At 45.9% G+C, this 8,873-nt stretch carries 11 protein-coding genes; 7 read left to right on the top strand and 4 right to left on the bottom strand.

The window, feature by feature from the left end; translation table 11 throughout:
- Positions 1–84 precede the first annotated feature (84 nt).
- Together QUB61_RS35890 and QUB61_RS35885 are read right to left on the bottom strand one after the other, a co-directional pair.
- Positions 85–1,068: a DUF6263 family protein gene (locus tag QUB61_RS35890; protein WP_333133389.1), complete on the bottom strand. Its 984-nt coding sequence runs from the start codon at positions 1,066–1,068 to the stop codon at positions 85–87.
- A gap of 4 nt (positions 1,069–1,072) precedes the next feature.
- On the bottom strand, positions 1,073–1,762 hold the full coding sequence (locus QUB61_RS35885) for a polysaccharide deacetylase family protein (protein ID WP_333133390.1): 690 nt from the start codon (positions 1,760–1,762) through the stop codon (positions 1,073–1,075).
- 79 nt (positions 1,763–1,841) lie between these two features.
- On the opposite strand from QUB61_RS35885, the gene QUB61_RS35880 reads away from it, so the two are divergent.
- The 7 genes from QUB61_RS35880 to QUB61_RS35850 all read left to right on the top strand — a co-directional run bounded on the left by QUB61_RS35880 (position 1,842) and on the right by QUB61_RS35850 (position 6,923).
- Positions 1,842–2,135, top strand: a complete 294-nt coding sequence (locus QUB61_RS35880; protein ID WP_333133391.1) for a DUF433 domain-containing protein — start codon at positions 1,842–1,844, stop codon at positions 2,133–2,135.
- A complete protein-coding gene (locus tag QUB61_RS35875; protein ID WP_333133392.1) occupies positions 2,132–2,503 on the top strand; it encodes a DUF5615 family PIN-like protein in 372 nt (123 codons plus the stop codon). The genes QUB61_RS35880 and QUB61_RS35875 overlap by 4 nt, the downstream gene beginning before the upstream one ends.
- Before the next feature lie 173 nt (positions 2,504–2,676).
- The gene (locus QUB61_RS35870; protein ID WP_333133393.1) at positions 2,677–3,444 is read left to right on the top strand and encodes a ChaB family protein; all 768 of its coding nucleotides are present in this window, start codon (positions 2,677–2,679) and stop codon (positions 3,442–3,444) included.
- A 273-nt stretch (positions 3,445–3,717) separates the two neighbouring features.
- Positions 3,718–3,879 carry a rubredoxin gene (gene rd, locus QUB61_RS35865; protein ID WP_333133394.1) on the top strand — a complete coding sequence of 54 codons (162 nt, stop codon included), beginning with the start codon at positions 3,718–3,720 and terminating at the stop codon, positions 3,877–3,879.
- Between the two features lie 24 nt (positions 3,880–3,903).
- Positions 3,904–5,169, top strand: coding sequence for an NAD(P)/FAD-dependent oxidoreductase (locus tag QUB61_RS35860; RefSeq protein WP_333133395.1), 1,266 nt, complete (start codon positions 3,904–3,906; stop codon positions 5,167–5,169).
- A 179-nt stretch (positions 5,170–5,348) separates the two neighbouring features.
- Positions 5,349–6,017 (top strand): hypothetical protein, encoded by a 669-nt coding sequence (locus tag QUB61_RS35855; protein ID WP_333133396.1) that lies wholly within the window; start codon positions 5,349–5,351, stop codon positions 6,015–6,017.
- Positions 6,018–6,149: 132 nt separating this feature from the next.
- Positions 6,150–6,923 carry a class II aldolase/adducin family protein gene (locus tag QUB61_RS35850; RefSeq protein ID WP_333133397.1) on the top strand — a complete coding sequence of 258 codons (774 nt, stop codon included), beginning with the start codon at positions 6,150–6,152 and terminating at the stop codon, positions 6,921–6,923.
- A 111-nt stretch (positions 6,924–7,034) separates the two neighbouring features.
- On the opposite strand, the gene QUB61_RS35845 is transcribed toward QUB61_RS35850, so the two are convergent.
- Both QUB61_RS35845 and QUB61_RS35840 read right to left on the bottom strand, forming a co-directional pair.
- Entirely contained in the window at positions 7,035–7,949 is a 915-nt protein-coding gene (locus QUB61_RS35845; RefSeq protein WP_333133398.1) for an Rpn family recombination-promoting nuclease/putative transposase, read from the bottom strand.
- Between the two features lie 36 nt (positions 7,950–7,985).
- On the bottom strand, positions 7,986–8,732 hold the full coding sequence (locus tag QUB61_RS35840) for a HEAT repeat domain-containing protein (protein WP_333133399.1): 747 nt from the start codon (positions 8,730–8,732) through the stop codon (positions 7,986–7,988).
- Positions 8,733–8,873: the final 141 nt, after the last annotated feature.

The raw sequence follows: 8,873 nt of genomic DNA, 5'->3' as shown, positions 1-8,873 counted from the left end.
CGGCCCATCCCACAAGAAAAATAACTCTTGTGGGATGGGCCGAAGAGCCCGTCCTAGTTATTTTTGCAAGAGGTATAATAAAGCTTACTTCGACTCTAAAGTCATCTCCATCACCATTTTTGTTATGAGTGTTAATTCTTCAGAACTGCCAGCATTTTTAGCACTCATTTCGCTATTTGAACTAAGAGACCCAGTAGACCGAAAAGGCATTAATCTATCCAAGCGCATTGTGGTTGACCCCCGACCCTGAGAAGCAAAAGATTTTACGGTTAAGGTAGTTCCCGGAGGCAGTTGGGGAGCGGTAATATTTTGAGGGTTTGCTTGCTGCTGTATACTTACATTCAGAGAGGCAACTCCATCTTGCAAGCTAGCCAATTCATAGGTAGAAATGACATTCACATTCATCAGGAAATCAGAAGAAGAAGAAACGCGCCATTTGGCTCCTTTTCCGACGGCTTCAGCAGGCAGCGGCGAGGTTAGTTGCTCTAGAGATTTAGACATTTGTCCAACCATTTGCTTGAGGTTGTTGTCAGCTTCTTGGGGCCAAATAAAGTTACCTCCTTTATGAAAACCGCGACTGTCCATGATGAAAGAGCCTTTCATTCCCACTATGCTTTTGAGTGCGGAACGCATGGCATCTCGGACGGCTGGCGGGGTATTTTCAGTATCGCCGATGATATCTACGTTAGTATAAACAAACTCGTAGTGAATATCGCCGTTTGGATCAATTTTAGTGACTTTTGTCTCGAAAGTCAGCACCGATACTGGACTTTTAGCTGCAGGCGAAGACCGACCCGATGCGGATATTTCCATATCCATTTTTAGGGTCATAACAGCCGTTTCTTTGACATCGATAGCTGGTTTAAAACGCAGTTGCTGTCGGGGTTCCGCTCCCGGATTTAGCAGTTCCACTTGAGGCGTTTTCGAGTTGGCGGCAGGCGCGGATACCCCAGGGTCTGGCTGCTGCACTACAAGTGGAGTTTCAGCACTGAGGGAAGCAGGAGAAAGCTCGATCGCCCATCCCGCAGTCGCCAAACAAAGAGATGCTAGAAACAGTATTTTTTTCATGGATTTAATTAGTTTTTACTTGAATGTTTGCTTGTTGCCACAGTCGATCGACTGTCACAAATTTGTAACCTTTATACAAAAGCAATGGAATTATTTTATCAGCAGAAGCTGCAACATCTTCGCCACCGCAATAGCCGTCGTGCAGTACAATAATTGAGCCGTTTTCAGTTTGCTGCACGACGCGACTCATAACTTTCTTAACGCCCGGCCGCACCCAATCTTCCGGGACCACACTCCACATTATAGGGCGATATTCCCACTGTTGCAATAACTCTAACGTTCGCGGGGTAAAAATGCCGTTGGGCGGCCGCACGTCCCGGATTAATTTTGGGTCTAAATCGCAAGCTTGAGCAATTGCTTTTTGCGTGTCTTCTAAACTTTGTTTGAGTTCGTGGGTTTTGAGTTTGGGAAACGATATATGCTGGTAGCCGTGGAGGCCGATCCAGTGTCCGCGGTCGCAAACTTCCTTAGCCGTTTCTGGATGCCTGTCAACGCAAAATCCCAGCCAGAAAAAACTAGCTTTGATGTCATATTTATCTAAAACTTTTAACAGTTGAGGTGTGTGCTGCCGGTGCGGGCCGTCGTCAATTGTTAGGGCAATTTCTCGGCTGTTGATATCTCCCGTCCACAGACATCTGGGAAAAGCAGATTTGAGAATGGGATGAACGACAGGAAACAGGGGTGCTAGTGGCATTGATTAACCTTGATAAATGCGATCGGGTAGAAATGAAGCTGCGTTACAATAGGATAAAGTTAACTCAATCGAGGTAAATATGACAACTGCCGTTGATATAGGAACGCTAATTGTCCGCACGCCCGGAACTTGCGGCGGCCTCCCCCGCATCGCAGGTACAAGAATGTCCGTTCGCAGCATAGCAATTGACTACAAAGCAGGAATGACTCCTGAAAAAATTGCTGAAGAATTTCCGCATTTGACGTTAGCACAAATTTATGCAGGCTTGGCTTATTATCACGCTAATAAAGATGAAGTTGAGGCTGAGATAGCAGCGTACTACGAAGAGTGCAAGTATTGGGAAGCTGAATACATGGCAGGTAAGTTATCGTGAGTCAAATTCGTCTCTATATTGATGAAGATTCTGGTAACCTTTCGTTGGTAGAATCTTTGCGTAATTCTGCTGTAGAGGTGATGACTACCTCAGACGCGAACAAACTTAGCTCTTCAGATGAGGAGCAGCTAATCTGGGCAACTGAGCAAGGGCGCGTCATTTACAGTTCTAACATGGGAGATTTCTGCCGTTTGCACAGAACTTTTGCTGAACAAAAGAGAACTCATGCAGGAATTATTGTTGTACCTAGACAAAGTTACTCAGTAGGCGCTCAGTGGCGGGGAATATTGAACTTAATGGCGTCTAAGTCAGCAGAGGAAATGATAAATCAACTCGAATATTTGGGGGCTTATATCAGAGCTGAATAACCGTCTGCAAGAGATGAGCGATCGCAACTTTAAAAAATCGTTAACTCTTTTGATAGAGCCTCAAACTATCTCCGATAAATCGACCTCTATCTCGCGGTCGATGCGATCGCCCTGCGGTGTCCTCCTATACTAAAAACCAGCACTACTAATCGAAAAACCATCAAGGAGGAAAAATGACAGAGGAATATTTAGCCGAACGAACAGTTTCAGCCGTATTTAAGGAAGAAGAACAATTAGACGGCGTAATTCGGCGGTTGCTGGATCGCGGAGTTTCCCGCGACCACATCTCAGTAATGGGAAAAAACTTTCAGTCAAAAACTAGAATTGCCGGCTTTCTTACTAAAAAAAATGTAATTTTAGGCGGTCTGCGAAGCGGGGCGATTTTTGGTTCCTTATTCGGTTCTTTTTTGGGTTTGCTAACTGGCGTCGGCGTGCTGTTTATTCCCTTTGTCGGTGCAGTAGTCTCGGCGGGCCCGCTGGGCGCGGTACTGTTGGGTGCAGCTAGCGGCGCGATCGCAGGTTCGGCCGGTGCGGGTCTAGTTTCCGCTTTAGTCGCTTTGGGAATGCCGGAAGACAAAGCAACTATCTATCAAACCCGCGTTGAAGCAGGCGAATTTCTCGTGATGGCAGAAGTTCCCGCCGACCGTTCGGGCGAATTTCAACTCTTGCTAGAAAGTGAAGGCGGCCAAGAAGTTTCAGTTAGCGAAATGACGCTGCCGCGCGCCGTCAAAGGTCGCTGCAATAGTCCGGCAGACTTGTCTCCAGAAGTGCGATCGCACCTGTCGGAAGCCGCTCAAAAAACCTTTATCGAATCCTACAACGCCGCATTTGACGAAACCAACGACTCGATACAAGCGGAACACACCGCTTGGGACGCCATTCACCAGCAGTACGAAGAAGATGAAAGCGGCGTTTGGGGTAAGCCTTTAGCAAAAGTCTAGTCTTCCAATCGCAGCAAACTAATAAAAAATACAATCAAGCCTCTAGAACTGTGCTTCTAGAGGCTTTTACGATTTTAGATTTTAGATTTCCGATTTTAGATTTTATAATTGTGCAAGACTTAATTAGATTTTAGATTTTATAATTGTGCAAAATTTAATTTTTAATAATTTGGGAATGGTCGAAAGTCGCATTACGTTTGGAAATTGGTATTGCACTAGGTTGCGTTGTCAAGTACAATCTATAGGATTACAATATAAAGTTGAGTTAAGCAAATGCAAAAATACGTTTGTACAGTTTGCAATTACGTCTACGATCCAGAAGTAGGCGACCCCGACGGAGAGATAGCTCCCGGTACACCCTTTGAAGATATCCCCGACGATTGGGTTTGTCCCACTTGCGGGGCGGCAAAATCAGATTTTGAACTAGAAGAATAAGCGAGAAAAAATTTGTCCGATCGAATGCTCAAAATTACAGTCATCGGCGGCGGTGCTGCGGGTTTTTTTAGTGCAATTACCTGTGCTAAAACCTACCCGCAGACCCGCGTCACTTTACTAGAAGCTGGCCGGCAAGTCCTGGCAAAAGTTCGCATCTCTGGCGGCGGGCGCTGCAACGTTACTCACGCTTGTTTTGACCCCGGTGTTTTAGTGCAGAATTACCCCAGAGGAGGGAAAGCTCTGCGCGGTGCTTTTACTCGATTTCAACCCCGCGATACTGTAGAATGGTTTGCAGGTCACGGTGTGAAGTTGAAAACAGAAGAAGACGGGCGAATGTTTCCGATCACCGACGATTCGGGGACAATTGTTAACTGTTTGATCCGGGCTGCTGAGGATGCAGGCGTAAAAATTCGCACGGGCGATGCAGTAGTTTCAGTAAAGAAGTTAACGGGCAACACCGCAGAGGGCGAACCGGGTGACACCCCCCCTAGTTTTGAAATTGAGTTGAAGTCGGGGGAGAGTTTTAAGTGCGATCGCATTCTTCTGGCAACAGGCAGCAATCCGTCGGGTTTTAAGTGGGCAAAAGACTTAGGTAATACTGTAGAACAGCCCGTTCCTTCTCTATTTACTTTTAATATTTCCGACAGCAGAATCAAAGAATTAGCCGGAATTTCTGTTCCTAATGCTAAGGTGAAATTGCCGGGAGCTAAATTAGAACAAAGCGGGCCTTTGCTAATTACTCACTGGGGTTTAAGCGGGCCTGCTGTACTCAAACTTTCGGCTTGGGGTGCGAGATTTTTGCACGATCGCCATTATAAAACACCTGTGCTGATTAATTGGCTTCCCCAGTACAATGCGGAAGTTTTGCGGCAGCAACTGCTAGCAGTTAAGTCGCAGTTGTCGCACCGATTGATTGTCTCTAGCTGTCCGTTTCCGGTGCCGCGCCGCCTCTGGGAACGCTTGACAAGTTCGATCGGCATTGATGAGCAAAAACGCTGGGCCGACTTATCTAACAAAACCCTCGATCGCCTCCTGCAAGAACTCGTTCAAGGCGAATATCAGGTTGCAGGAAAAGGCGCATTTAAAGAAGAATTCGTTACCTGCGGCGGTGTCAACCTCAAAGAAGTCGATTTTAAGACAATGGAAAGCCGCCGCTGTCCCGGACTTTTCTTTGCGGGCGAAATCTTGGATATCGACGGCGTGACGGGCGGTTTCAACTTCCAAAGTGCCTGGACTACAGCGTGGTTGGCCGGACTCGCGATCGGCAAACCATCCGATTTTAGATTTTAGATTTTAGATTTTAGATTGGGGAATATTTGCTGTGTAAAGGTTTCGGACTTACGATCGCCCGTTCTGCTTGCTTGTATTAAATTTTGTGTTATTTTTGAATTAAGGCGCACCAAATGTGTGTCAACTTCAGCTTGTAGATACAATTCGCAGTTTTGCGGAGTTAACATCGGGCGAGATACATGAAAAACTTGAATCTAAAAACCCAAAAGTTCGATCGCAACCTTGAGGGCCATATTGACTCACCTTTCATCGAGAAAAATGGCTTGCTGGAATTCAACCCCAAATTTATCGAACCCGAATTTTTAACAACCTGGACGTTTGAAACACACCTGTACGACGAACAAGTTGCGATCGACCACTTTGTCATCACATTTCCCAGCCGCACCGAACTCGAAAAATACGCCGAGTCTTTTTACCCCTTCGGCGCCAAAATTGTCGAAGGCCCCGACTTGTTCCCGATTAACTTTTGTTCGACAAACATAAACGTTCCCTCCGATTTGTGGCTGCATTTAATGACATTATTAATGCCAGCGGGCGGCTTAGTAGTATTAGATGCGCCCCACGCAGCCGGCGACCAAAAAAACCGTTTCCAGGAACAAAGAGGATTAGCAGCAGTTCACCACATCGCGATTCGAGTTGAAAACGTGCAGAATGCTGCTACAATATGGCAAAATAAAAACTTCAAACCCATGTCCGATCGAGCTTTAGATTACGGCTCATTAACTCAGTGGTTTCTGCAAAACCCCGCCGGACAAATTATCGAATTAATCGAGCGCCACCCCGGCAATAACGCCACTTTCGACTGCAAAAACATCGCAGGTTTGCGCCTGAGTGAAATCGCAGTTTAGTAGTGCAGGCAAGATGCCGGCCCCACAGTTCCCAACTCAAATTTCCCAATTCAAAATTTATCTCGTTCCCATTCTCTGACTGGGAATGCCGATTCCGAGGATCAGCCTCCTGTCTTTTCACTAATAAAATATATGGTTGCATTAAAAATCCCCAAAGTCACTTTTCAACCCGCGACATTCAACTCACTTGAAGAAGAACGCCGCCACCGCAAACAGCGTTTAGCCGCCGCATTTCGATTATTTGCCCGCTTCGGATTCAGCGAAGGAATTGCCGGACATATCACCGTCCGCGACCCCGAACACCTCGACCATTTCTGGGTCAATTCTTTTGGAATGCACTTTGGTTTAATTCGAGTCAGCGACCTAATTTTAGTCAACCACAGAGGCGAAGTTGTTGAAGGAAATAAACCCGTCAACGAAGCAGCATTTGCCATTCATTCCCAAGTGCACAGCGCCCGCCCCGACGTAATCGCAGCAGCCCACGCTCATTCTCCCTACGGCAAAAGTTGGTCGAGTTTGGGCCGCCTGCTTGACCCGCTGACGCAAGATGCTTGTTCTTTTTATGAAGACCAAGCTTTATTTGACGATTACACCGGAGTTGTTTTGGAAATCGAAGAAGCTAAACGCATCGCCAAAACTTTAGGTGAGAAAAAAGCTATTATCTTACAAAATCACGGACTGTTAACAGTAGGTCAAACAGTAGATGAAGCAGCTTGGTGGTTTATTGCAATGGAACGTTCTTGTCAAGCGCAGTTAATGGCCGAAGCAGCAGGAAAACCCATTCTCATCAAGCCAGAATGTGCGCGTTTAACACAGCAGCAAGTAGGGTCTCACCGCATGGGATGGTTTAGCTTTCAACCGCTTTATGACATGATAGTGCGCCGGGAGCCCGACTTATTAGATTAGAAACTAGACGGTTGAAACCGCTACTACACAAACACAGCCCGCAGGCAGCGACTAAAGAATAAAGGGGGTATGAAAGCCGGATTTAGTATCAGGAGTGCAAAAGTTATAAATTCATACTGAAGCCGATTCCAACCAAGCTATCAAATCCTCTTGACTTGTAAAATCTAACAAGATTTCACCTAAATCCTCTAATTGTTCGAGAGATAACTGCCGAATGCGAGTTTGAGTTTCTGGTGGGATTTCGCCAGTGCGCCGCGCGACTTGACGCAAGATTAATGCTGTTTGCCCCTCAATTATGCCTTCTTTACGACCTTCTTGTATCCCCTTAATAACAGCACCGCGTTGGTCTTCAACAAACATTTCCCGCTTTTCCAATTCCTCTAATTCCTTAACGGTTAAATTAGTTCTGCTGGCGATGGAAAAAGCTGTTTGAATTTCGGGAATTGATGCAAATTTTTCCGGAATTTCATCGAATAGGGGAGCATTTTTGATAAAATAAATCCAGCTTTGAATTATGTTTTCAACTTGTTCTAGTTCTTTGTTAAACTTGGGCAGTTCGACAAACACTAATTCGATTTCTCTGTTATAATACTCGAAGTTTTCTTCGAGTTCTTTAAAGACAAAATGGGTGAGAAATTTTTCTGTATTTTCAAACAAAATAAAATCTGTAATTGTTAAAGCAATCAGAGGATTTAATTTAGAGTATCCTTCCCTGGGTCTGAGTTGAGTTGCGTAGGTTTTGGCGGCATTGTACACTACCCGTTTAGTAAAAGCTTCTACATTTATTACCTGCATTTCGATAATCACAGTTTTGTTGCCTGTAATTTTGGCTTTAACATCCAGGTAAGTGTCTTTTAATCCAGTAACGCTCGGCGCGGCGTAAGGGTCAATAATTTCTAAGTCTTCAATGGTTGGCTGTGCGTCATAGAGCATAGCATTGAGGAAGCTAATCAAAATGTCTTTGCTCTGGGGCGAAGCAAAGATTTTTTTGAAACCAAAATCTGTTTTAGCACTGATGAAAGGCATAATTAGTAATGGTAATTGGTAATTAGGGCGTTTAAATCACAAAAGTCCTTCCATTTCTAAATCTTCAATTATTTGCAATCCGCGCGGGTCGCCGACTCGCAAAAGTGAAGATTTAGCATCTTCTCGCACGCCCATATCTTCATCTTCTTCTAAAGCTTCAATCAGAGCATCGATCGCCCCAGCGTACACTATATTATTCGGCAATTCGCGGGCCAGTTGCCCGATCGCCCAAGCGCAGTTGCTCCGCACAGCAGATACAGAATCTCCCCGCAGCCTTTGAATCAACGGCGGAATCGCAGCAATCACCACATAGTAACCAACTTTTGCCATTTGACCCAGAGAACTCGCCGCCCACAAACGCACCGCCGAAATATCAGTCGAGAGAGCATCAATTAAAGATGGCAAAGCGCGGTGGTCCCTGCAATTTCCCAGGGCCCAAACTACCCCTTTGCGAACGTAACCGTTCCAGTCGCAGTTAAGCTGAAGAATCAGCGGTTCCACAGCATCGGGGCTGGGATTTCGCCCCAACGCATAAGCCGCGCTCACCCGCACCAAGGGGCAACCGTCTCTCAACAAATTAATTAAATGCGAAATTGCTCGATCGTCCTGCAGTTCGCAAAAAGCCCGCGCCGCAATCATCCGGTGCTGAGGTTCCGGGGATTCCAGCAAAGGCAGCATTTCCTCAGGATCTGGCAGCGGGGGTTCGGATCCGTCAAATTGATCCAAAGGGCTTTCCAGTTCCGTGTCAGTATCAAGGGCGTTGGAGTAGTCGTTATTGTGCATAAAAAAACTTTACCGCACTGAGGATGCTCCTCAGCAACTCAGACAACGGTCAACAGCAACTAGGTTGACACTCCCTGACCTAAAGGACAGGGATTCTTAATTCAGCGACTGACCTTAAAATGTTGCGTCATGAAAGGCAAT

It is taken from the genome of Microcoleus sp. C2D2 (genome assembly GCF_036702495.1).
GTDB lineage: Bacteria > Cyanobacteriota > Cyanobacteriia > Cyanobacteriales > Microcoleaceae > Microcoleus.
The sequence above is the reverse complement of the archived record's forward strand: the minus strand, read 5'-3'. Positions and strand labels throughout refer to the sequence as shown.

Coding starts and splice junctions, on each gene's coding strand:
- QUB61_RS35890 (WP_333133389.1), bottom strand. CDS start 1,068: ATGAAAAAAATACTGTTTCTAGCATCTCTTTGTTTGGCGACTGCGGGA.
- QUB61_RS35885 (WP_333133390.1), bottom strand. CDS start 1,762: ATGCCACTAGCACCCCTGTTTCCTGTCGTTCATCCCATTCTCAAATCT.
- QUB61_RS35880 (WP_333133391.1), top strand. CDS start 1,842: ATGACAACTGCCGTTGATATAGGAACGCTAATTGTCCGCACGCCCGGA.
- QUB61_RS35870 (WP_333133393.1), top strand. CDS start 2,677: ATGACAGAGGAATATTTAGCCGAACGAACAGTTTCAGCCGTATTTAAG.
- rd (WP_333133394.1), top strand. CDS start 3,718: ATGCAAAAATACGTTTGTACAGTTTGCAATTACGTCTACGATCCAGAA.
- QUB61_RS35860 (WP_333133395.1), top strand. CDS start 3,904: ATGCTCAAAATTACAGTCATCGGCGGCGGTGCTGCGGGTTTTTTTAGT.
- QUB61_RS35855 (WP_333133396.1), top strand. CDS start 5,349: ATGAAAAACTTGAATCTAAAAACCCAAAAGTTCGATCGCAACCTTGAG.
- QUB61_RS35850 (WP_333133397.1), top strand. CDS start 6,150: ATGGTTGCATTAAAAATCCCCAAAGTCACTTTTCAACCCGCGACATTC.
- QUB61_RS35845 (WP_333133398.1), bottom strand. CDS start 7,949: ATGCCTTTCATCAGTGCTAAAACAGATTTTGGTTTCAAAAAAATCTTT.
- QUB61_RS35840 (WP_333133399.1), bottom strand. CDS start 8,732: ATGCACAATAACGACTACTCCAACGCCCTTGATACTGACACGGAACTG.